General features: G+C 37.2%; 19 protein-coding genes. 6 read left to right on the top strand and 13 right to left on the bottom strand.

Annotated features, from left to right (window positions below; genetic code table 11):
• Positions 1–66: 66 nt before the first annotated feature.
• The 4 genes from L2B55_RS10180 to L2B55_RS10165 all read right to left on the bottom strand — a co-directional run bounded on the left by L2B55_RS10180 (position 67) and on the right by L2B55_RS10165 (position 3,370).
• On the bottom strand, positions 67–798 hold the full coding sequence (locus L2B55_RS10180) for an ABC transporter ATP-binding protein (RefSeq protein WP_237844740.1): 732 nt from the start codon (positions 796–798) through the stop codon (positions 67–69).
• A gap of 110 nt (positions 799–908) precedes the next feature.
• Complete coding sequence (gene gatC / locus L2B55_RS10175) at positions 909–1,193, bottom strand: Asp-tRNA(Asn)/Glu-tRNA(Gln) amidotransferase subunit GatC (RefSeq protein WP_237844728.1); 285 nt, start codon at positions 1,191–1,193, stop codon at positions 909–911.
• Positions 1,135–1,878 (bottom strand): lysophospholipid acyltransferase family protein, encoded by a 744-nt coding sequence (locus L2B55_RS10170; RefSeq protein ID WP_237844722.1) that lies wholly within the window; start codon positions 1,876–1,878, stop codon positions 1,135–1,137. Before L2B55_RS10170 ends, gatC begins: the two co-directional genes overlap by 59 nt.
• A 253-nt stretch (positions 1,879–2,131) precedes the next feature.
• Entirely contained in the window at positions 2,132–3,370 is a 1,239-nt protein-coding gene (locus L2B55_RS10165) for an IS4 family transposase (RefSeq protein ID WP_338092180.1), read from the bottom strand.
• 179 nt (positions 3,371–3,549) lie between these two features.
• Here L2B55_RS10165 and trpS point away from each other — a divergent pair, with 179 nt between their 5' ends.
• Positions 3,550–4,545, top strand: coding sequence for a tryptophan--tRNA ligase (trpS, locus tag L2B55_RS10160; protein WP_237844720.1), 996 nt, complete (start codon positions 3,550–3,552; stop codon positions 4,543–4,545).
• A gap of 10 nt (positions 4,546–4,555) precedes the next feature.
• Positions 4,556–5,176, top strand: coding sequence for a deoxynucleoside kinase (locus tag L2B55_RS10155; protein ID WP_237844718.1), 621 nt, complete (start codon positions 4,556–4,558; stop codon positions 5,174–5,176).
• Positions 5,177–5,249: 73 nt separating this feature from the next.
• Here L2B55_RS10155 and L2B55_RS10150 read toward each other — a convergent pair whose 3' ends face one another.
• A complete protein-coding gene (locus L2B55_RS10150) occupies positions 5,250–7,826 on the bottom strand; it encodes a zinc-dependent metalloprotease (RefSeq protein ID WP_237844715.1) in 2,577 nt (858 codons plus the stop codon).
• A gap of 216 nt (positions 7,827–8,042) precedes the next feature.
• Complete coding sequence (locus L2B55_RS10145; RefSeq protein ID WP_237844712.1) at positions 8,043–9,800, bottom strand: sodium/sugar symporter; 1,758 nt, start codon at positions 9,798–9,800, stop codon at positions 8,043–8,045.
• A gap of 542 nt (positions 9,801–10,342) precedes the next feature.
• On the opposite strand from L2B55_RS10145, the gene istA reads away from it, so the two are divergent.
• The 4 genes from istA to L2B55_RS10125 all read left to right on the top strand — a co-directional run bounded on the left by istA (position 10,343) and on the right by L2B55_RS10125 (position 14,346).
• Positions 10,343–11,851: an IS21 family transposase gene (gene istA, locus L2B55_RS10140; RefSeq protein ID WP_237844450.1), complete on the top strand. Its 1,509-nt coding sequence runs from the start codon at positions 10,343–10,345 to the stop codon at positions 11,849–11,851.
• 6 nt (positions 11,852–11,857) lie between these two features.
• Positions 11,858–12,613 carry an IS21-like element helper ATPase IstB gene (gene istB, locus L2B55_RS10135; RefSeq protein ID WP_237844452.1) on the top strand — a complete coding sequence of 252 codons (756 nt, stop codon included), beginning with the start codon at positions 11,858–11,860 and terminating at the stop codon, positions 12,611–12,613.
• 165 nt (positions 12,614–12,778) lie between these two features.
• Positions 12,779–13,234, top strand: a complete 456-nt coding sequence (locus tag L2B55_RS10130; protein ID WP_237844710.1) for a DinB family protein — start codon at positions 12,779–12,781, stop codon at positions 13,232–13,234.
• A gap of 59 nt (positions 13,235–13,293) precedes the next feature.
• A complete protein-coding gene (locus tag L2B55_RS10125) occupies positions 13,294–14,346 on the top strand; it encodes a nucleoid-associated protein (protein ID WP_237844709.1) in 1,053 nt (350 codons plus the stop codon).
• Between the two features lie 64 nt (positions 14,347–14,410).
• Here L2B55_RS10125 and L2B55_RS10120 read toward each other — a convergent pair whose 3' ends face one another.
• The 7 genes from L2B55_RS10120 to L2B55_RS10090 all read right to left on the bottom strand — a co-directional run bounded on the left by L2B55_RS10120 (position 14,411) and on the right by L2B55_RS10090 (position 22,485).
• The gene (locus tag L2B55_RS10120) at positions 14,411–14,902 is read right to left on the bottom strand and encodes a DUF4399 domain-containing protein (RefSeq protein ID WP_237844701.1); all 492 of its coding nucleotides are present in this window, start codon (positions 14,900–14,902) and stop codon (positions 14,411–14,413) included.
• A 105-nt stretch (positions 14,903–15,007) separates the two neighbouring features.
• Positions 15,008–17,032: a M13 family metallopeptidase gene (locus L2B55_RS10115; RefSeq protein ID WP_237844694.1), complete on the bottom strand. Its 2,025-nt coding sequence runs from the start codon at positions 17,030–17,032 to the stop codon at positions 15,008–15,010.
• 174 nt (positions 17,033–17,206) lie between these two features.
• Positions 17,207–19,243 carry a dipeptidyl-peptidase Dpp5 gene (gene dpp5, locus L2B55_RS10110; protein ID WP_237844687.1) on the bottom strand — a complete coding sequence of 679 codons (2,037 nt, stop codon included), beginning with the start codon at positions 19,241–19,243 and terminating at the stop codon, positions 17,207–17,209.
• A 154-nt stretch (positions 19,244–19,397) separates the two neighbouring features.
• Positions 19,398–19,760, bottom strand: coding sequence for a cupin domain-containing protein (locus L2B55_RS10105; RefSeq protein WP_237844685.1), 363 nt, complete (start codon positions 19,758–19,760; stop codon positions 19,398–19,400).
• Between the two features lie 49 nt (positions 19,761–19,809).
• Positions 19,810–20,532 (bottom strand): tRNA threonylcarbamoyladenosine dehydratase, encoded by a 723-nt coding sequence (locus L2B55_RS10100; RefSeq protein WP_237844677.1) that lies wholly within the window; start codon positions 20,530–20,532, stop codon positions 19,810–19,812.
• 18 nt (positions 20,533–20,550) lie between these two features.
• The gene (locus L2B55_RS10095; protein WP_237844669.1) at positions 20,551–21,150 is read right to left on the bottom strand and encodes a TatD family hydrolase; all 600 of its coding nucleotides are present in this window, start codon (positions 21,148–21,150) and stop codon (positions 20,551–20,553) included.
• Positions 21,151–21,261: 111 nt separating this feature from the next.
• Positions 21,262–22,485, bottom strand: a complete 1,224-nt coding sequence (locus L2B55_RS10090) for a BaiN/RdsA family NAD(P)/FAD-dependent oxidoreductase (protein WP_237844663.1) — start codon at positions 22,483–22,485, stop codon at positions 21,262–21,264.
• Positions 22,486–22,605 lie beyond the last annotated feature (120 nt).

The following is a 22,605-nucleotide window of genomic DNA, read 5'->3' as shown; positions in this document are numbered from 1 at the left end:
AGGTCTGATTTTACATTTAGAGGTAAACTCAAACCTAACCAAAATATAAAAAAAATGTAATAAAGTTTATTCCTGAATCATTTCAGTAGCTTCCTTCAACGCACTTCTGATATTGGTATTTAAATAATCATCTTCAATTAAGCCATCACGTAAACGAATAATTCGATGAGCATGCTTAGCAATATCCTCCTCGTGTGTAACCAGAATAATGGTATTCCCCTTTTTGTGAATTTCCTCCATAAGTCCCATAATTTCAATCGAAGTTTTGGTATCGAGGTTTCCTGTTGGCTCATCTGCAAGGATAATAGACGGATTATTCACCAACGCTCTAGCCACAGCTACGCGTTGACGTTGACCTCCTGAAAGTTCATTGGGTTTATGACTAACACGATTCCCCAATCCAACATCTTCCAAAGCTTTTTGAGCACGAGCTATACGCTCTTCTTTTTTTACTCCCGCATATACAAGAGGTAATGCAACGTTATCTAAAGAAGAAGAGCGAGGTAAAAGGTTAAAAGTTTGAAAGACAAAACCAATTTCCTTATTCCGTACTTCTGCCAGTTCATCATCCGTCATGCGACTAACGTCTGTTCCATTCAAAACATATTGGCCTTTTGATGGTGTATCCAAGCAACCCAGGATATTCATAAGTGTTGACTTTCCTGAACCAGATGGCCCCATTAAAGCTACAAATTCGCCTTTATTAATGGTCATCGTTACTGAGTTCAAAGCATGAATTACTTCTGAACCGATAACATATTTTTTTCCAATATCTGAAATTGAAATTAGGGCCGACATATTTTTCTTAGCTGTTCAATATCAAATCTAAACTAAAAGTAATGCTTTGGATATTTGTATGAATAAAATTACAATTAGCCAGAATGTCTCTTTAAATTTCAAACTTTAGTTTATTGCTCAATAACTTTAGCCACTTTAAAATAATCTTCATCAGCATTTGGGGCATTCTTTAAAGCCTCCTCATGTGTAATTTCTTGTTTGATTATATCCTGACGGAAAGCGTTTACATCATCAGTCAAATAAACAAGAGGTTCAACATTTGAAGTGTCTAACTCATTCAATTTCTCCATAAACGTCAAAATCTTATTCATATCGGCAACACTTTCATCCACGTTTTCAACGTCTAGCCGGGCTAAGTGAGCTATCTTTTCTACTACGCTTCTGTCGATCTTCATATTCGCTTAATTTGTTATTTATTAAATGATGAACTTTGTTTTTTAATAATTCATCCTCCTCAGGCTTCAATCCAACAGTTTCAATTGGCTGATGTACAAATATATCAATTACCCCCGGACGAGAACCAAATAATTTCCCATCATCAAAGAATACTTGCCATGCATTTGCAATTGTTACAGGAATGATGGGTGCTTGTTGTTCTATTGCCAATCTAAATGCTCCACTTTTAAAATGATGTAATTGAGGAGGATAACGATCAAGTATTCCACCTTCTGGAAAAATTATCAGACTCATGCCCCTTTTAATATTTTCAGCAGCTTTTTTGAAGGCCCGGTATGACGACAACTTACTTTCCCTTTTAACTGTGATATCTATTGTTTCAAAGAATATCTTAAAAACAGGATTTTCTTTTAGCTCTGCTTTCCCAATAAAATGATGATTTCCTTTACCTATCAACAATAAAATAGGTATGTCTAAAAAAGAGGTATGATTAGGACAAAAAATATAAACGGCATCTTTTTTTATTGGAGTGTCAGATTTGATTCGCCAAAAGATACCTGATAGCAACAGAGGTAATGCCGCATTAATCTTTCTAAAAAAATTCAATGCTTGATAACGGTCCGGCTTTCGTGATGTGTAATAAAAAAAAGGATAAAACAAATAAAACACGATAGCTGTAAGCAAAAAATAATAGTAAAGATGCAGTTTTCTTAAAAATGTTATCACGGTTCAAATTTATAGTTTTGCTCTTTAGGTGTAAACCTTTTGCTCAATTTTTACTTGCATACGTTTTCAAGCTAAATCCTCATTATTTATACCTGGTTTTAGTTATAATTTTTCACACTCATCCGAACTTTTTCCATTTCGTCTAAATTTAAGGGCTTAGCGAATGAATACAGGGGTTTTGCTATGAAAACGGCAGAAAACAAGTAGGGAATCAGGTGGCAAAAAGCGTATGCTCCCGTTCATTTTTCATGGTAGCCTGTACCGGACGGATACTTCGGACGAGGGGCTGTATTCGTTCAATCACATAATCAAGGGTCAGGTAATAGCACAGGCAGATACGGATTTTCTCTACAAAGTTGGAAAAGGCGGTTCTGCCTTTGGCTTTCACTCTTCTGAGCAGTTCCAACAGCAGGTAGGTGATCAGGGCTACAAAGATTTGCGATTTAACGGCGTTTTCACTCGTGCCGATGAATGTTTTAACATTCAGGTTTTGTTTGAGTTGTTTGAAAAATATTTCAATATCCCAGCGGCGTTTGTAAAGGGCGGCAATGGTGGCAGCCTTCCAGGTAGTATTATTGGTGATGATTTCCAGCTGCAGATTGTTTTCCTGATCAAACACCACCACTCTTCGCAGAATCTCTAGCGATAGCCTGTTGGCTTTTGCTTTCGTGCCGGTTAAATGAATCAATTCGTCCTTTAGTATGTGTTGGTCTTCCTGCTCAGGCAGCTCCAGTTCTTCGATCACTTCATATACCGTATTGTCCTTTATGCGGGTGACAAAGGTGTTTTGAGCTTTTATGCTGGCCAGGATTACCTCATAATCCCAATAGCCCTTGTCTTCCAGGATGATGGTATCCTTTGGAAAGATAGTTTGTTCGAAACCTTTGCTGTCATGCGTTTGGGCCTGGCTGATGTTGACCAGGTTGGGCAACATCATGCTTTCATCCCATTGGGTGTGGATTTTAAGACCTCCTTTAGCTGTCCGAAACTTTGCCCAGTCAAACATGCTTAAACAAACGCTAATCGTGCTGCTATCTCGAATCAACAGGGTTTTGTCTTTGACTTCCTCCACAATTTGCTGATTGGAGTATTTACTCAGGCTGCTGCCGTAATGCTTCAACAGGGCCGTATAAAGATGGTCAAACACTTGCCAGTTGCGTTTTTTATTTCCATCGCTCATGGTGCTTTTGGCGGGGCTTTGCTGCAATCCGAGGTCTTTAATGAAGGTTTCGGATACTCCGATGCCCACCGAAATATCCTCCAAAGTGCTGCATTTACACAGCTGTCCGAACAAAAGCGCGACTAAATGGTCGTAAGTCTTGTATTTATGGCAGTATTTATCACTATGATATTTCTTAATGGATTGATTCAGTAGATAACGAGGAATTAAATCAATTATCTGGCGGATTAAAGGTTTATCATTATTTTTGGTGCGGCGAAAAAGGCTCATCTTTTGAAGTTTGGTCACCTCAAATTTGGACTTTTTTCGCCTTTTTTAATTTTGGACTTTCGGATAGTTGTGATAATTTTTATACCCGTTCTGTTAAATAGTATCTAAACAATCTTCATTTCCTGATAATTCAATGTCAGGCAACTTTATTTTTCAAACACTTTTTTTACTTTCGTGCAATGGAAACAGTAGTAAGTGGTATTCGTTCTACCGGAAATTTACATTTAGGAAATTATTTTGGAGCTGTGAAAAACTTCGTTCAGATGCAGAACGAGTACAATTGCTTCTTTTTTATAGCTGATTATCATTCATTAACAACTCACCCCAATCCGGCAAACCTACATGCTAGTGTTCGTCAGGTTTTGGTTGAGTATTTAGCGGCAGGTATCGATCCTGAAAAAAGTACTATCTATATTCAATCAGATGTTCCTGAGGTTACGGAATTATATTTACTGCTAAACATGAATGCGTACCTTGGCGAATTACAACGAGCAACTTCATTTAAAGATAAAGTACGAGCAAATCCAAATAACGTTAATGCCGGCTTGTTAACCTACCCTACCTTAATGGCAGCCGATATTTTATTGCACCGTGCAACTAAAGTCCCGGTAGGTAAAGACCAAGAACAACACTTAGAAATGACCCGTACATTTGGTAATCGCTTTAATACGATGTATGGAACTGAATATTTCCCAGAAGCTTTTGCTTTCAATTTTGGATCAAAACTAGTTAAAGTTCCAGGACTTGATGGTAAAGGAAAAATGGGTAAATCTGAAGGTGAAGGCAACGCTATTTTCCTTGCAGACAAACCAGAAGTGATTCGTAAAAAAGTAATGCGCGCATTAACCGATAATGGACCGGCTGAACCAAATTCAAAAAAACCTGATTATATTCAAAACCTGTTTGATTTGATGAAATTGGTTTCAACCAAAGATACAATCAAACATTTTGACGATTCTTGGAAAAATTGCTCTATCCGCTATGGAGACCTAAAAAAACAATTAGCGGAAGACATGATCACTTTCCTTACTCCTGTGCGTGAAAAAATTGAGGACATTGCAGCAAATGAAACCTATTTACGCCAGGTCGCCCGTCATGGAGCAGCAAAGGCTCGTGAAAGCGCACAAAAAACTATTCAAGATGTAAGAGAGCTTATTGGTATTAAACGATTCTAAATCATTACCTATGCACATAGCAATTGTTGGAAATATTGGGGCAGGAAAAACCACATTGACAGAACTACTAGCTAAACATTACAATTGTGAAGCCTTGTTTGAAACGGTAGATGACAATCCCTATTTAGAAGATTTTTATAACGACATGAAACGTTGGTCGTTCAACCTTCAAATCTATTTTCTTAACAGTCGCTTTATTCAAGTTCTTGAAATTGAACGCAATAAACGTTTTGTAGTCCAGGACCGTACGATTTATGAGGATGCATACATTTTTGCGGACAATTTGCATGATATGAGTCTGATGACTTCTCGGGATTTTCAAAACTACTTATCAATCTTTGACTCAATTAAACAGTTTATCAAGGCACCTGATTTATTGATTTACTTGCGTGCTTCGGTCCCTACATTGGTGAGTAATATTCAGCAGCGTGGCCGCCAGTATGAAGCCGGTATTCGTTTGGATTATTTGAGTAAACTTAACGAAAAATACGAAAGATGGATTGGCAACTATACCGAAGGAAAATTGATGATTATTGATAAAGATAAGGTTGATTTCACCGGTAATCCTGAAGATTTAGGCTTAATCATCAATAATATTGAAAAAGAGTTTCACGGATTATTTAAGTTCTAAATTGTTATAATTTAAATAATAAACCCCAATCGATAAATCCGATTGGGGTTTATTATTTATTTAGCCTCCCGAATTATTTTACAGCTACGGCTTTATCAATCATAAAGTTTAAGTATGCTCGATGAGCTTTGGTTTGCTCATCAGGTGAGACGGCACCCGCCAATGCAGTCTTAATTTTCTTTAAAGTGCTATAGGCAGCAGCTTTTGAAGCATTATCATAACCCATTGGGGCACTGGCAATACCGGCCAATCCTTTAACAAACTCAGTTTGCAAGTTTTGGCGATATAAATTTACAGAACCACCCATATCAGCACTGAAAATTGCTTTAGTTAAATCATTCATTACTTCAGCCACTGAATAACTGTTTCCATATAAGCCAGAATTATTGATACGCGATAAAGTAGTTGGGTGCATAAATTGGTATAATACAGATTGATGCATCGCCAATGCTGTATTTTGTGGTTTATAATCTTCTGTGTTTCCGAAGAAATTAAAACCTCGACGTTGCATCTGCATGTAAGGAAACAAGTAGCTATCCGCAGTATAGGCATTTGGCGCAAATACATAAGTACTCAATACCTCCATTGCCTTTTTCTGCTTTTCTTTTGGAACAACAGTAAATGGCTTATTTGAAGTTGACTGCCCCACAAAACTTCTATCAACATACACCCCACCAATATAACGGCTTAATGAAGCAGCCATTCCAAAGCGTTGGTTAACTAGTAACCCATAACGACTACGTAGTTCGGCGTATGATTGTCCTGATTTACTATACTTAGTTTTCAATTTACTCATCATCGTATTTACTAATTCAAAACGATCTTTAGCATAGGTGATCATATCACTACTCATATCATTGATCATCACTCGTGGATCGATACCATTACCAGGAGATCGCATATCATCAGCATCGTTACCAAATGTTAACTGCGGATCTGTACTTCTGCTTAAGATCTTGTTTAAGCCTGCAGTTTCTTCAAACGGAGTAAATTGAGTATAACCAAATTGTATTGCCCAAATATCATAAGGACCGGCTTTTGTTGTATAATAATCACCCTGTTTACTGCGATCATTTGCAATGTTAATTGCAGGATAATCCATTACAGAACCTTGTAACCCTATTTTGCGAGTGATTTCTGTGTTATTCACTTCTGAAGGGCTTAACATAGTACTTGCCTTCATATTGTGGTTTAGTCCCATGGTATGACCCATTTCGTGCATAATTAAGTAATATAAAAATTGCTTATGCATTTCTTTGATATCACTTTCACCAGCACCAAGCATTTCAGCCATGCTAATACCGGCGCCAAATTGCGCTTTCAGCTCATGTGCCATTGAACAGTGTTTACCGCAGCCCTTTATATTAGTTGTTGATTGTTCTGTTTGCCCAGTAAATGCATCTGAATTAAACAAATCCTCATATACAGGAGTCATACTTCCTGAACGCCATTCAACAGTAATATCTGCTCCCAAAATTTGACCAGTTTTAGGATTTACAAAGCTTGGGCCGATAGCACCATATTGAGGATAAGCCGAAGAAACCCATCTGATAACATTGTAACGTATATCTGCTGGGTCCCAAGTTGCTGTATCAGGCATAATTTTCATGACTACAGCATTTTTAAAACCAGCTTTTTCAAACGCTTCATTCCATTTTAATCCTGCTTCTACAATGGTCTGACGATATTCAACTGGCGTTGTATTTTCAACCCACCAAACAATTGGCTCCACGGGCTCACTCATTACTGCCGACGGATCTTTCTTCACTAAATGCCAGCGATTGATTACATCTTTATAATCAGCTACTTTAATGGTTGTAAGATTATCAACTTCTTGAGTAAAATATCCAATGCGAGGATCATCAAAACGTGGACGATAATCATTCTTAGGAATTTCAAGGAAACTATGCTGCATACTTACACGAGTATATCGCGCATCCGTAATATCTCTTCCTCCATCATTTAATGGCATTGGATTATCATAGGCCAAATCAACCACTACATCAGTATTGTTAGGATATGAACGAATCTTTGTGTACTTCGATTTTGATGGATTCAAACTACCCAAGTTGAAAATTAAACCTTGAGGAATGGATGGAGGTAATATTGGTTTAACTTGATCAAGCTTATCACTTAAGAACAACCCGTCAACAGCTACCAAATAACCGCCTGCATCTTCTGCTACAATTTTATCTGAATAGAAAATAGACTCAGCTACGTCAACGTTCGCTGCTTTACTTACCGGGTTTTGCGGATCATACCAAAAATTTGTATTAACCTGAGCAAATTCCAATTTATCAAAGGCTTTCTGAACCTTAAATACCCAAGTGGCACGAATCATGTTTCGGTTAAGGAACAAAGAGGTTGGGCCTCCCATAGAGAAACTCTGATAAATATACTCTTTACCCAATTGATCTTTTTTAATATACAATTGAACAGTACCTTTGGTGGAATCCTGATAGATCGTAAATAGACCTTCGTTTTTAATACTTCCTTTGATCTTTTCAGTAATACCAACTTTAGGTTGAGCTTTTTTTACTGAATCAACGACTGGAACACCTTTGTTGTCTTTTTTCTTTTGGGCAGAAAGTTCAACGCTGCATAATAGTGCGGGCACTAGCAGCCAAATAATACTTCTGGAAATTTTCATAAAATAATTACTGTGTTTGTAGAATGTTATTAATTAGCACTAACTATTTTTTACTAAAGATTTAAGTTAGATATTAATAATTTAAAAAGAAAATAAGGAAATAAAACAAGTAATTTTGGTATACAATAGGCTATTATAAAAAATAAAACTGCCCGATAATCTTTATTTATCGGGCAGTTTGCAATTCCTATTAGTTTAGGATCATCACGATCATGTTTACCAGAACAAGGTGTACAATGCTACCAATAAGCCACAAATAATTAAAGCCCCAACAGCAAAACCAGGAGTAGTTTTAAACATACTCGTATCAACTTCCAATCCTTGTGACTTCTTTAATTTTTTATCAGCAGCCACTGCAACGGTATCTCCATTACCGTAAGACGCTAGTTCAGCATCTTCAGCCCATTCCTCTTCAGCAGTCTTCTTTTTATTCTCAATAACACTTATAACATACATCACTATAACACAAATTATGAATACAAATCCCATTCGATCTAAAAATGGAATTTCATAAACGCCATTCCCATTGTCTTTCGAAAATCCTATTGATTCCAAAAATGATAAGTTGGCGAAATTGGGTAAAAATTTAAAGAACACCGAAAGCATGAATCCTCCAATAGTTGCGAAAAGTGCAGCATTTGAAGTAGTCTTTTTCCAGAAAAAGCCTAGAATAAACATTGCAAAAATTCCCGGCGAAACGAAACCAGTATATTCTTGTATGTATTGGAAACCTCCCTTTTTATCTATTCCTAAGTTTGGAGCAATAATAATTGCAAGAACCATAGCAATAATAACGGTTAATTTTCCTATCCAAACCAGTTTCTTTTCATCAGCACCGGTATTTAAAACTTTTTTATAAATGTCAAGTGTAAATATGGTAGCGATACTATTAGCCTTACCCGCAAGAGAAGCTACAACAGCTGCTGTTAAAGCCGCAAACGACAAACCCTTTAATCCTGCAGGAAGTAAATTTAAAAGCACAGGATATGCTCTATCAGGATTAACCTCTCCATTCTGCAACATCTCAGCTTGGAAACCACCTTCTTTGTACAACAAATAGGCAGCAATACCAGGAAGCACAACAATAATAGGCATTAACATTTTTAAAAAGGCGGCAAATAAAATTCCGCTTCGAGCAGTTTTTAAATCCGCACCTAACGCTCTTTGAGTAATGTACTGATTACATCCCCAATAGTTAAGGTTAACGATAATCATACCACCAATTAATACAGAAAGCCCTGGTAAATCCATGTAATTAGGATTATCCTTTTTAAAGATCATATGGAAGTGTTCCCCAGCATTTTGGGTCAACTTACTAAAGCCGCTCATAATGCCTGTAGAACCATAATGTTCTGCAACCATGTTTAACGCCAGGTAAGTGGTTGCCAAACCTCCTAAAATGAGAAAGAAAACCTGAATCACATCGGTATATCCAATAACTTTCATCCCTCCCAGCGTAATAATCACAGCAAATACAGCCAAAGCAATCATACAGATATTAAGATTAATACCAGAGATGCTATTAATAGCCAATGCTCCTAAATACAGGATTGACGTAAGATTAACAACAACATATAGCAATAACCAAAACACCGCCATAATCATACTCACAGTAGAATTATATCGCTGATTGAGGAATTGTGGCATGGTGTAAATCTTATTCTTAAGATACACGGGAATAAAAAACACTGCTACTACTATCAAAGTAACAGCGGCCATCCATTCATAAGTGGCAATAGCTAAGCCTAATTTAAAGCCTGAACCACTCATGCCGATAAATTGTTCGGCAGAGATATTGGAAGCTATTAATGAGGCTCCAATAGCCCACCAGGTTAATGAGCCTTCGGCCAGAAAATAATCTTTTGAGCTTGCGTTTTCTGTTTTTTTCCGACGGTAAACCCAGAAGCCATAAGTGGCAATGATAAGGAAGTAAACAAGAAATACAATGTAATCCTTAGTTTCGAGTGTTTTCATGAATTGAATACAGTTTTTGGGATCCTAAATAAATTGGTTTATAAATAAATTTTTCGTTTTCGGTTTATCTCTAAACAAAGCGACTCGTAAGATGACAATATTTCTTCACAAATAAATTATGCTATTTTGACATAAATCAATGCAATTTTAACACCGATAAACCGACCATAAAACGAATAAGATCCTTCATAGTACCATCGTGTAAACATTTTTTTTACTTATAAATAGATTTGATGCAGAATAGCCCTTTAATATTTAAATAATATCCATGAAGGTACATAAAGCATTTCCGAAGCGGAATTAGTGTAATCGGAAAATAACAATGTACCAGTTTCGGAAAATAGCAATGCACCAAAAAGGAAAATAAGAATGTACCATTTCCGTGAATTCGGAAAATAAGGATGTATGATCAATTTTCAATGCGGGGCATGCCCCGCATTGAAAAAGTGCCAAATTACGGTCAGGTTTAACAACAATTTAGCTGACCAAAGATGGATAAAAAAACCATTACTAACTGGATCATGTATCACCAAATTCACAAAATGCTAATCGAGGGATCTTCCCTCAGGCAGATTTCTACCTTCACCGGCCTGGACCGCAGGACGATCAGGAAATATGCAGAAATGAACGAACAGGAGTACGAGGCCTTCCTGTGCCAGAAGGAGGAGCGTCGTAAGCTGCTAACACCCTATGAATCCTTTGTAAAGGAGAAACTGCTGCAGGTTCCCTCTGCCAGTGCCGCTCAACTGCATGACTGGTTAAAAGAACACCACCCTGATTTCCCCCAGACTGGCTCTCGCACCGTATATAACTTCGTGATTTGGGTACGGCAAAAATACCACATTCTACAGGAGCCTAAACTCAGGGATTATTTTCCTGTTGAAGAACTACCTTATGGGGCTCAAGGCCAGGTTGATTTTGGTCAGTATACCCTCAGGTGCGACCAGGGCAGAAAAAAAGTGTATTTCTTCAGTATGGTGCTATCGCGCAGCCGATACAAGTTTGTTTACTTTTCCGACCGTTCCTTTACCACCAAAACAGCAGTAGAGGCCCATGAAGCCGCTTTCAAATTCTTTGAGGGTATTCCCCTGGAACTGGTTTATGATCAGGACCGGTTGTTTCTAGTCGATGAAAACCTGGGGAACCTGCTTTTGACCAGGGAGTTTAAGACCTATGTAACGGAGCGGGATTACCGGTTGTATTTTTGCCGGAAAAGTGATCCTGAAAGCAAGGGGAAGATTGAGAATGTTATCGGCTATATCAAAAAGAACTTTCTGTATGGCAGAGTTTACCATGATATCCAAACCCTGCAGTTACAGGCCATATCCTGGCTGGCGCGGACCGGCAATGCAATGGTTCATGGTGCCACAGGAAAAGTCCCGGAAAAGGAATGGCAGATCGAAAAACCGCATCTTTCCAGCTGGGCACCTGTAAGCCTGCTGCCGGACTGGCTGATGAGCAGTGTACTGAAAAACAACACCTTCAATTATTGTGGGAATACCTATTCACTTCCCTTGGGAACCTATACTGGCAAAAAGGCAAATTATGTGAAGCTTCGTCTGGATGATGATATGCTACAGGTTTACAGTCCGAATGAAGAGCTGCTTTGCAGGCATAAGGTGCCGTTTAACAAAGGCAACCTGATTATAAATACAGATCATAAGCGGGACAAGTCGGGTAAAATTAGTGAGCTAATCATCCAAACTGCGGCACTGTTTCCAGATACAGATAAAGCGGAGCGCTACCTGTTAAAAGTAAAAGAACTCAAGCCGCGGTACGTCCGTGATCAGCTTTTATCGATTCGTGATGCGGTAAGAGAAACCAATCCGGCAACTATAGAATCAGCCATAGAAGAATGCATGGGTAATGCATTTTTTGATGCCGGCACGTTTAAACAGGTACTAAAAAAACATGCTAAGTCTTCTGCGGACATGGCTGCACCACAAGCGATCATCAAGCTGTTGGATCCATCCCATTTGCAAAAAGCAGAAACCAGGCCAGCTTCCAGCGACATCAACCTGTATGAATCCCTTTTTAACAATAAACCCTAATAAGCAATGAATACGATAGAAACCATTAAAAAACAATGTCAGTTACTGCGCCTGGGCGCAGTAACTCCGGGCGTAGAACAGCTGGCAGACCGTGCCGCTGTCGAGGGAATCAGCTACCTGGAATTTGCCAGGAAGCTGCTTGAGTTGGAACTAGATAACAGAAAGCTGCGCGATATGGAACGAAGGGAAAAAGCAGCGAAATTGCCTTCCCGCCATCAACTCGAACTTTATGACAGTACGTCAGCTGAAAGCTTACCTAAAGTGCGCCTGGAGCAGCTCAAAGAACTGAGCTGGCTGGATCAAAACTATAACATCATCCTAATGGGGCCAAGTGGAACCGGGAAAACTTTTCTCTCGGCCGGATTATGTCATCATGCCCTTAAAAATGGGTACCGGGCTTATTTCAGAACGATGGAACAGCTCATGACCATGTTAAGGAATAAAGACATCTCCACCCTGGCTAAAGCAGAGTACAGGCGGTTATCAAAAGCGCAGCTCATTGTGATTGATGACATCATGATCATTTCCGAAACCAAAGTCGAAGCGAACGCTTTCTTCCACTTCATAAATGCTCTGCATGAAAAGACATCTTTTGTGATTACCACCAATAAATCGCCTAAACAATGGGTGGAAGTATTGGGTGATGAAGTGATCACTACAGCACTCTTGGACCGCTTACTTTACCGTTGTGAGATCATCCAGCTCGGAGGCCAGAGCTACCGCATGCAGAACAGAAAATCAATCTTTGAAACTTCAGAATAGCCTCTTATATTTGGTGCAGATCGTACATCCTTGTTTTCCGATCTGTTAAAAACAGTGGTACATCCTTATTTTCCACTATTGGTACATTGCTACTTTCCATTGACAATTAGTTTATTTTTATCTTTCTGATGATTATATTTAAGCTAATAATCTTTTAATATCTATATGAAATCCTATTTCCACAGGTTATATGAATATGAAAAATGGGCAAACGGAAGAATCATCTCAACGTTAAAAACATGTAAAAATCCTCCTGAACGCACATTGCTTCTCTTCGGTCATTTGCTTATTGCCCAACGTGAGTGGTTAAACAGAATTATTAAAAAAGAAACCACAAATAAGTTTTGGGAGCTATTTAGTTTGCAGCAATGCGAAAAACTATATAACCAAAACAATAACGATTGGAGTCACTTCTTTTTAACAATCGGAGAAAATGACTTGGATGTTTCTTTTCAATATAAAAACTCAAAAGGTGAAGAATTTAACACGCCTATGATAGATATTCTTACCCACTTAATTAATCATAGCAGCTATCACCGAGGACAAATTATTGATTCGTTAAAAGGAGTAGTGGAACCATTGCCAATAACTGATTTCATTGTTTTTTCAAGAAACCCTTAGGAGATGTAATTTTGAAAGATACAATTCTAACTTTGCAGATCTTAAAACTGTAATTATTAATGATACACGTTGCCGACGTAAATGACCTGCAATACCTTACCATCCATAAAGTTGGAAATCCTAGCAAAGATGAGCCTTTAGTATTTTCAAAAGCACCAATTGATTTAAGTAATGAAGATATAAGCAGACTTTTAATCAGTTATTTTATTCAACCATTTACAAATAATGCCGAATATTATCACTTATATCATGCCGTTGAACTAGCCCTCAACGATATTTATGTTTATATCTCTCGCATTTTTGAAGATCAAAGCACTTTTCAAGAACAATCTTTTCATATTGCCAAGCATCTTTACGATAACTCCACTCACCCCAAGATTAAAGGTGGTGAATTATATATAGCTTACTTCAATAAATGCTTAATTGATGGTGAAGAAGTGGAAGCGATCGGTATTTTTAAGTCTGAAACAAAGGAAACTTACTTAAAAGTTTACTTGAATGATGAGAACTATGAAGTCAACTATGAAGACGGTATTAATATTAGTAAACTTGATAAGGGCTGTTTGATCTTTAATATCGATAAAGAACATGGTTATCGGGTAAGTATTATTGATACATTAAGTAAGCAAAATGAGGCTGTTTATTGGAAAGACGATTTCCTCAAGGTAAAGCGACGTGAAGATTCATACTTGCAAACTGAAAACTATGTGGATCTCTGCACTTCTTTCATTAATAAAAAGTTAACAGAAAATTTTGAAGTTAGCCGAGCTGATCAAATTGAATTATTGAATAAATCGGCGAATTATTTTAAGGAGAAGGAGACATTTGATTTTGATGAGTTTACGGAAGAAATCATCACACAACCAGCTGTAATAGAGTCATTTAAAGAATATAAGCAACAGTTTGAAACGAATTATGAAATGACACTACCTGATTCATTTGATATTTCGAACCAAGCTTTTAAAAAGCAGGCTAAAGTTTTCAAAAGTATTTTAAAGCTTGATAAAAATTTTCACGTATACATTCATGGGCGTGCAGATATGATTGAAAAAGGTTTTGATGAAGTTAGCGGATTAAATTACTATAAGTTGTTCTTTAAAGAAGAAGCTTAATTAAAATATACAAGGCCGTTGTAAACGGCCTTGTATATTTTAAAGAATAATAATAAATATAAACCTATTTGACTTCAACAGTAATGGTCTTACTCATTCTTTGGCCATAAGATGCATGCATTCCATTTGCAAACTGCAATGTAAGTGTATGTTTACCTGGGCTTAAAGTAAGCTCAGTTTCCGTTTGGCCTTTACCAAAATGAATATGAGTTGAATCAGCAGAAACAGTGGTGCCAGCGGGAGTATATGAACCATCAATTATAAGATGATGGTGTCCCTTGTCGGCGTTAACAGCACCAATTGGCTCAACAGTCATCCCTTTCACTCCCATTTCAACTTTAATCGGATTATTTACCTTTTGACCATCAGTTAAATTAACAAAATAAACTTCCTGACCTGCTTTGATTACAGTTGTATCCACTTTTGCCTCTGTTGACTCATGATGCATGTGATCATGCATTGTTGAATCAGCATCTGTTGCTGTTTTTGACTTATTACTACCACATGAAATTAATAAAATAGAGCTAAATCCTAATAAAAGCAATTGTGTTTTCATAATAAAAAGTGTAAATATTAAGCTGTAAGGTAATTAATTATAAACAAACTCAATTAAATTTTATAAAAAGAAAGGATGGTTACCCATCCCTCTTCATTATTAAAATCACCATATTTTGATTCTTTCTGCTTCGGCCTTCCACATAGAATCACCTTCTTTAATTCCAAAAGCAGTAAAAAACTCTTTCATGTTTATTAAAGGTCCATTGCACCTATATATACCCGGAGAATGAGGATCCGTCACTATACGTTGAGCGAGGGCTTCATCTCTAATATTTGAACGCCATATTTGAGCCCACGATAAGAAGAATCGTTGATCAGCCGTAAATCCGTCAATTAATTCAGTACTTTTTCCTTGAGGAGTCTTTTTAAAAGCTTCATAGGCTATATTTAAGCCTCCCAGATCGGCAAGGTTTTCACCTAAAGTAAGTTGCCCGTTAACATTCATTCCATTCAAAACTGTATAGCCATTGTACTGTTCAACTACCCTGTTTGCTCGTTCCTTAAATTTATCAGCATCCTCCTGAGTCCACCAATCTTTTAAATTACCTTCAGCATCATATTGACGGCCTTCATCATCAAACCCATGTGTCATTTCATGACCAATTACAGCACCTATTCCTCCATAGTTTACCGCATCATCTGCTCCGAAATCAAAGAAAGGAAACTGTAAAATTCCAGCAGGAAACACAATTTCATTAACTGTAGGATTATAATATGCATTAATTGTTGGCGGAGACATCATCCACTCATTCTTATCTACCGGTTTGCCCAGCTTTTCAACCATCGTTTTAAAATCATACTTATTACATTCAACCACGTTAGCATAAAAAGCAGTACGACTTATATGAACCTGTGAATAATCTTTCCAGTTATCAGGATAACCAATTTTGCGAATAAAAGCATTCAGTTTTACCAACGCCTTTTGCTTTGTTTGCTCACCCATCCAATCCAATCGTTTAATTCGATCTTCATAAGTTGATGCAAGGTTATTTATTAAGGCAAGCATCCGCTCTTTGGCTTGTGGTTTAAAATATTTTGAAACATATAAACGACCTAATACCTCACCTATTGAACCGTCAACCACTATAGCTACCCTATCTTCCCTTGGTTTCATTACTTTCTGACCAGTCAAAACTTTCCCATAAAAATTAAAGTTTTCATTTACTGCTTTAGTGTGTAAATAAGGAGCTGCAGAATGAATGACATTCCATCTTAAATAGGCTTTCCAATCGTTTAAAGATGTAGCTATAAGCTGAGTGTCAAATTCTTTAAAGAAATTAGGTTGACGAACCAGCACTTCTGAAATCTCCTTCCCCGTATAATCATTCAGTATCTCCTTCCAATTAGACATTGGAGTTAAAGCCTGAAGATCTTTAAGACTCATTTTATGATAGATTTTATTGGGGTCACGTTGTTCAACACGGGTCATCGATGCTCCAGCTAATGTAGTTTCAATCTTCATTATCGCTTCGGCATTTTTAGAGGCAGTTTTATTATCGTCACCCAAAATCTTAAACATATTCACTAAATGTTTAAGATATTCTGAACGAATGGTTTTGCTTCTATCATCTGCATTAAAATAGTAATCTTTGTCAGGCAAACCCAAGCCACCCTGAGATAATTGAGATATTACCTGTGAACTGTTTTTATCATCTTGATAGATAAAAAAAGTATATACCGGTGAATAACCCATTTTATGCATATCGGATATTACGGTCAATAGCTCTTTTGCATTGCTAATACCGGCAATAGCTTCCAGTTGTTTGGCAATTGGTGTAATGCCTGCATTTTCAATTTCCACTGAATCCATCCCACTTGCATAGAAATCACCGCCAAGCTGACTATTACTACCATAACTTGCGTTCTTTACTGCAGCTTCAGCAAGCAACGTTTTCAGGTTATCATTCGTTTTTTTTATAAGCTGATTAAAGCTTCCCCAACGAGTTTCTGTTGAAGGAATTGGATTATTCTTCAGCCATCCTCCATTTGCGTATTGATAAAAATTATCACCTGGTCGAACGAGTGTGTCCATGTTGGACTTATCAATAAACTTAAAGGAAGGAGATTGTGCAAATGCACCACTGGTTGCAAAAGCCAGTGTTAACAAGCCAAGTAGAGGTCTCTTCATAAAAACTATTTAGTACAAAAAATTTAACTAATATATCAATATTATAATTCTAAGTTCAAATACAATCAACCAATTTTAAGGACCTAATTGTTATGTATTTATTTGTTATAGCCCATTGTGAAGCAAAAAGCTCCGGACGATATGCCTGGAGCTTTTATTCTATAATCTTACAGTCTATTTCTTCAAATATTTATCAAGCCAATCAAAAAATATCCTATTCCACAGTATGCTGTTTTGTGGTTTGGTAATCCAGTGTCCTTCATCAGGAAAATACAAAAATCTACTTGGAATATTTTGTAGCTGAGCTGCTGAGAAGGCCTCCATTCCTTGTCCCAAAGGGACCCGTAAATCCTTTTCATTATGGATTACTAAAATTGGTGTATCCCAATTTTGTACAAATTTATGCGGTGAGAACTGTGAATACGCTTTAGGCTGAGGATTCTTCCAATATGCACCGCCTAAATCAAAGTTAGGGAACCAGGTTTCTTCTGTAGTTCCATACATAGATTCAAGGTTAAACACTCCGCAATGCGCAATAAATGCTTTAAACCTCTTTTGGTGATGACCAGCCAACCAGTATACTGAATAACCGCCAAAACTAGCACCGACCGCACCCAACCGGTTTTTATCGATATATGATTCTTTGGCAACATCATCAATTGCACTTAAATAATCGCGCATACACTGACCACCCCAATCGCCGGAAATCTCCTCATTCCAAGCCTGACCGAAAGATGGCAATCCACGACGGTTTGGCGCAACTATAATGTAGTCATTTGCAGCCATAAGCTGAAAGTTCCAACGATACGAGAAAAACTGACTTACTGTGCTCTGCGGTCCACCTTGGCAATATAATAATGCTGGATATTTCTTATTCGGATCAAAGTCAGGAGGTAAAATTACCCAAACCAGCATGTCTTTTCCGTCGGTAGTTTTTACCATGCGTTTTTCTACTTTACCCAATTTTATAGCAGAAAGAGCAGTTGAATTAGTATTGGTAATTTGTGTTAATTGCTTTTTACCAAGTTCTAGTGTAAACACTTCGGTAGGTAAAGAAATGTTCATCATGGCTGTAACCATCACCGGCTTTTTATTCACATAAGTAAAGTCGAAGTCGGTTATGTCTGCAACGACATTTGTTAGTGGCACAATCTGACTCATCGATCTTAATTTAGGATCGAACAACATGATTTGTTCTGTAGCTTCAATACCGGCAATAAAATAAATACGCTGGCTATCCATATCCCACTCGGCCTTTGAAGCACTATTGTCAAAATGTTTAGTTACGTCAGTGTAATTTTTAGTGGTAATATCGTAAACCAAAATGCGATTTTTATCGGCCTCATATCCATCACGCTCCATACTTAACCACAGTATTTTTTTTCCATCAGGCGAGAAACGAGGATTGATGTCATAACCTTTATTAAAAGCACTTACATCATCAGTAGTACCAGAGGTTAAATCATAAATATAAATATCTGAATTTGTACTTAATGCCTCGGCAGTGCCATTAAGTTTTCGGCAAGTATAAGCTAGTTTTTTATCATCAGCACTAAATGCAAATTGTTCTTCACCACCATTAGGCTGTAAAGGAGCATCAAATCGCTCAGTGGCCATTACATCTTTTATATTGCTAACCTTCCCGTCGGCGTAATTGGCAACAAAAACATGGCTGTATGCATAATCATGCCACTCGGTCCAATGACGATAGAATAAACCATCAATAATACGTGCGCCATCAACCTTCGGCAAATCAGGATAAAGTTCAGCAGGATTTTTATCAAGTTTAACATCGGAAGTAAACCAAAGGAACCCCATTTTTGGAGAATATCCAAATCCTGATATTCCTGTTTCCACACTGGTAATTTGTGTTTTTCCTGATCCATCCGGGCTCATTTCCCAAACCTGTCCATCTTTAATGTAACCAACTTTCTTTCCATCGGGACGCCATTTAGCACTCACCTCATTAGCTGGCTCGTTGGCAATAGGATGTGCGTTTTGACCATTTATATCTACAATGAAAATGTCAGAATTACCCTTATTAGCAGCAATATCCATATTTCTGACATTATAAATCACTGATTTACCATCGGGAGATACTCGTGGCTCCGACACACGGCCAAGTTTCATTAAAAGTTCTGGAGTCAAACGGTTCTGCGCCATCATTTGCGAGGAAGCCAATAACGCCACAGCTACAAAAAATTTCTTCATAAGATTTAAAAAGATTTGAGCGAAGATAAGAATATCAAAAAAGAAAACCGCAGAGATCTAATTAAGCGGTTTTACATCCGATTAATCAGTTAATCTGCGGTTAAAAAAAATCAACAACTAAAGAATAAAAACAGAAACTGTATTTAATTAGTATTTATTTATCTCTGTTGACTGTATTCATTGAAAATGCTGGTAAGCAAACGGCAATGTATTCCGCTCCTTCTGTACCAGGAGTACTATATTGAACCCATTCTCCTTTATGAGTAATGATGGCCTCACCAGCATTTACATCATAAACTCCATTTTTGGTGGAAATCCTAAGCATCCCTTTTAAAACCAATGTATATTCATCAAAATCTGGAGTTTGACCAGGCTCAACCCAACCAGAAGGACTTTCCATTTTGGCAATACTCAGTGAATCAGTATTGGAGTTGACCTTACCAATAAATTCTTTTATAATTTTAGGTTTATTACCAGCTGCCTCAATAACAGAAGGTTGTTTAATTACAGTAGCCATATCAATTATTGCTTTTGTTGATAAATATAAAACATTGAATGTGTTATATTTATTTATTGTACAGATCTCTGATTACAACTGACGCTACGGTACATCCAAAAACGGCCGGCATATAAGAGATTGTACCAATTATTGAACTTTTGTTGGTTCCCTGGGTTGGTATCACGCGACTTGGATCAATATCCTCAGAAGACCAAACCACTTTTACGTTTTCTTTTACCCCCATCTGGCGTAAGCGTTTACGAACATGTTTTGAAAGTGTACAATTATAGGTTTCAAACAAGTCAACTACTCTAACTCGGGTTGGGTCAACTTTCCCACCAGCTCCCATTGAGCTTACTAACGGAATATTACGCTCTTTGCAACCTTTAATAAAAAAGAGTTTAGGAGCAAGTGTATCTATACAATCAACTGCATAATCAAAATTGACGCTATCAAGTACTTCAAACATACGTTCATCACGCAAATATTCACAAAGTACTGTTAAATCTATTTCAGGATTGATATCGCGAATACGATCAGCTAAAACCTCGGCTTTCAATTTACCTTCGGTACTTTTAGTAGCCGGAATCTGACGGTTACGATTACTCGGATCAACTATATCGGCATCTACAATTGTCATTTTTCCAACGCCTGAACGTGCAATCATTTCTGCGCAAATTCCTCCAACGCCACCCAAACCAACAACTAACACATGAGCGTTAACTAATTTCTCAATCTTTTCTTCGCCCAATAGTAAGTTGGTGCGACTCATCCAATAAGGTACTTCCATTTTTGTACAAATACTGATTTAAACGGTTACGCCGATTTCATCCGACGTTCCAAAAACGGCGGCAAAATTATGAAAAACATTCTCTTTTAACTCTATCATACTAATATTCTTTACTTCTGCAGCTCTTTCATATACAGTTGAAATTGAAATATTCACTGTATCAGTTTCTAAAAAAAACTTCTCGGTTGGAACTAATTTGCACACTTCTAAAGATTTCTGTTGGGGATAGATCAGTGATTTACCCAAAGAAAACCAACAATTATACTTTAACAATTGCTCCAACTCATGGTGATTTCCTGTAAAATGATGAAATATAAATGGCAGACTAGTTTCTTTAAGATATGGAACAAACTCTGTGTAAGTTCTAACTGCATGAATTATAACAGGCTTTTTAAATCTTTCTGCAAAAGCTAATTGTGATTCGAAATAATGCCGTTGAATACCAAAGGGTACTTTTGATGAACGATCCAAACCAATTTCACCCAGTGCTAAAACATTGGGAAGCTTTAAGCATTGATTTAGCCTGAAGAAGACTCCATCCCAATTTTTTTGTTCTACATGCCATGGGTGAACACCAACAGAAACAGCATAGGGTAACTGCCTAATTATATCTGGCATTAGCTTTTGAAAGGCATTTCGCAACACCCATTCCCCTTCTCTTGGTTTAAAATGCGAGTGAATATTTATAAAATCTGTTTTATTCGGACGAAACATAGCATTCCCAAAGCATTAAATATTTTGTGCAATAACATAACCCGAAGCCCATGCCCACTGAAAATTATACCCTCCTAACCAACCAGTTACATCTATACACTCACCCCCAAAAAACAAGCCTTCAACTTTTTTGCATTCAAGTGTTTTTGATGAAAGCTCGGCAGTGTCAATTCCTCCCCGCATCACTTCCGCTTTATCATAACCCTTGTCACCAGCAGGTTTAATTGTAAAATTATGAATCAGTTGTTCAACTAAAGAAAGATCATTTTTAGATAAGGAAGCAAGATTTTTTTCAATAGGCAAATATTTTTTCATTGCCTCAACAAACTTCCGAGAATAGTATTTTTCAAGAAAAGAAGCCAAAAGTTTCTTACCAGAAAGTAAGCGTTCTTCATCAAGTAATTCAAGGATGTTGGCACTTGGCAACAAGTCAATATTAATTCGTTCCCCTGCACGCCAATAAGATGAAATTTGAAGGATTGCTGGACCGCTTAGCCCCCAATGGGTAAACAAAATATTTTCTTCAAAACTTATTTTATCGTTAGATACTCTGCTAAATATACTTGTACCGGAAAGTTGCTGATACCATTCATGATCTTTTCCTGTAACAGTAAGAGGAACTAAGGCAGGTGCAGTGGAAGTAAGTTTTACATCAAACTGGCGGGCCAGTCTTAGCGCAAAATCAGTAGCTCCCATTTTGGGAATTGGTAATCCACCAGTAGCCACAACTACCTTTGGTGCATTAAGAAAATGAATTCGGTTAGTTATAAGGTCTTTAAATTCAACAATAAACCCAGATTCATTGCGATTAATACTTTGCACTTCTGCATTGCATAAAATATCCTGACCAAAATCAGCACATAAATCGGTAAATACTTTTACAACATCTCGCGCATTATTGGTAGTTGGAAATAATTGACCTAATGTTTTCTCCTGTCCATAAATGCCATATGTTTCAAAGAAACCAATTGTATCCTGAACAGTCCATTGCGCAAAGGCCGATTTACTAAAATGTTCATTTTCAGAAATAAAATTTTGATTTGAGGCATACAAGTTAGTGTAATTACACCTTCCTCCTCCTGATATTAAAATTTTTGCGCCAACTTTTGCATTTTTCTCCAGAACTAGCACCTTTTTTCCTAAATATCCTGCTTGTACGGCACACATCAATCCGCAAGCCCCTGCTCCCAAAATAACGGCATCAAGGTTGTTATAAATTAAAGTCGAATTTACCGACATATAAACTATCTAATAATCAGTTATTTAATTAATATTAATATTAAAACAGCATTAGTAATCTACTTAAACCATCATTTAAAATGGTTTTATTAAAACACAAGCTGTTTTTCTCAGGTTTAT

It is taken from the genome of Solitalea lacus (genome assembly GCF_022014595.1).
Lineage (GTDB): Bacteria > Bacteroidota > Bacteroidia > Sphingobacteriales > Sphingobacteriaceae > Solitalea > Solitalea lacus.
This window is presented reverse-complemented; position numbering and strand designations above follow the sequence as displayed.

Coding starts and splice junctions, on each gene's coding strand:
- trpS (WP_237844720.1), top strand. CDS start 3,550: ATGGAAACAGTAGTAAGTGGTATTCGTTCTACCGGAAATTTACATTTA.
- istB (WP_237844452.1), top strand. CDS start 11,858: ATGAATACGATAGAAACCATTAAAAAACAATGTCAGTTACTGCGCCTG.
- L2B55_RS10180 (WP_237844740.1), bottom strand. CDS start 798: ATGTCGGCCCTAATTTCAATTTCAGATATTGGAAAAAAATATGTTATC.
- L2B55_RS10115 (WP_237844694.1), bottom strand. CDS start 17,032: ATGAAGAGACCTCTACTTGGCTTGTTAACACTGGCTTTTGCAACCAGT.
- L2B55_RS10120 (WP_237844701.1), bottom strand. CDS start 14,902: ATGAAAACACAATTGCTTTTATTAGGATTTAGCTCTATTTTATTAATT.
- L2B55_RS10095 (WP_237844669.1), bottom strand. CDS start 21,150: ATGCCAGATATAATTAGGCAGTTACCCTATGCTGTTTCTGTTGGTGTT.
- gatC (WP_237844728.1), bottom strand. CDS start 1,193: ATGAAGATCGACAGAAGCGTAGTAGAAAAGATAGCTCACTTAGCCCGG.
- L2B55_RS10165 (WP_338092180.1), bottom strand. CDS start 3,370: ATGAGCCTTTTTCGCCGCACCAAAAATAATGATAAACCTTTAATCCGC.
- L2B55_RS10130 (WP_237844710.1), top strand. CDS start 12,779: ATGAAATCCTATTTCCACAGGTTATATGAATATGAAAAATGGGCAAAC.
- L2B55_RS10150 (WP_237844715.1), bottom strand. CDS start 7,826: ATGAAAATTTCCAGAAGTATTATTTGGCTGCTAGTGCCCGCACTATTA.
- L2B55_RS10105 (WP_237844685.1), bottom strand. CDS start 19,760: ATGGCTACTGTAATTAAACAACCTTCTGTTATTGAGGCAGCTGGTAAT.
- L2B55_RS10155 (WP_237844718.1), top strand. CDS start 4,556: ATGCACATAGCAATTGTTGGAAATATTGGGGCAGGAAAAACCACATTG.
- dpp5 (WP_237844687.1), bottom strand. CDS start 19,243: ATGAAGAAATTTTTTGTAGCTGTGGCGTTATTGGCTTCCTCGCAAATG.
- L2B55_RS10145 (WP_237844712.1), bottom strand. CDS start 9,800: ATGAAAACACTCGAAACTAAGGATTACATTGTATTTCTTGTTTACTTC.
- istA (WP_237844450.1), top strand. CDS start 10,343: ATGCTAATCGAGGGATCTTCCCTCAGGCAGATTTCTACCTTCACCGGC.
- L2B55_RS10125 (WP_237844709.1), top strand. CDS start 13,294: ATGATACACGTTGCCGACGTAAATGACCTGCAATACCTTACCATCCAT.
- L2B55_RS10100 (WP_237844677.1), bottom strand. CDS start 20,532: ATGGAAGTACCTTATTGGATGAGTCGCACCAACTTACTATTGGGCGAA.
- L2B55_RS10090 (WP_237844663.1), bottom strand. CDS start 22,485: ATGTCGGTAAATTCGACTTTAATTTATAACAACCTTGATGCCGTTATT.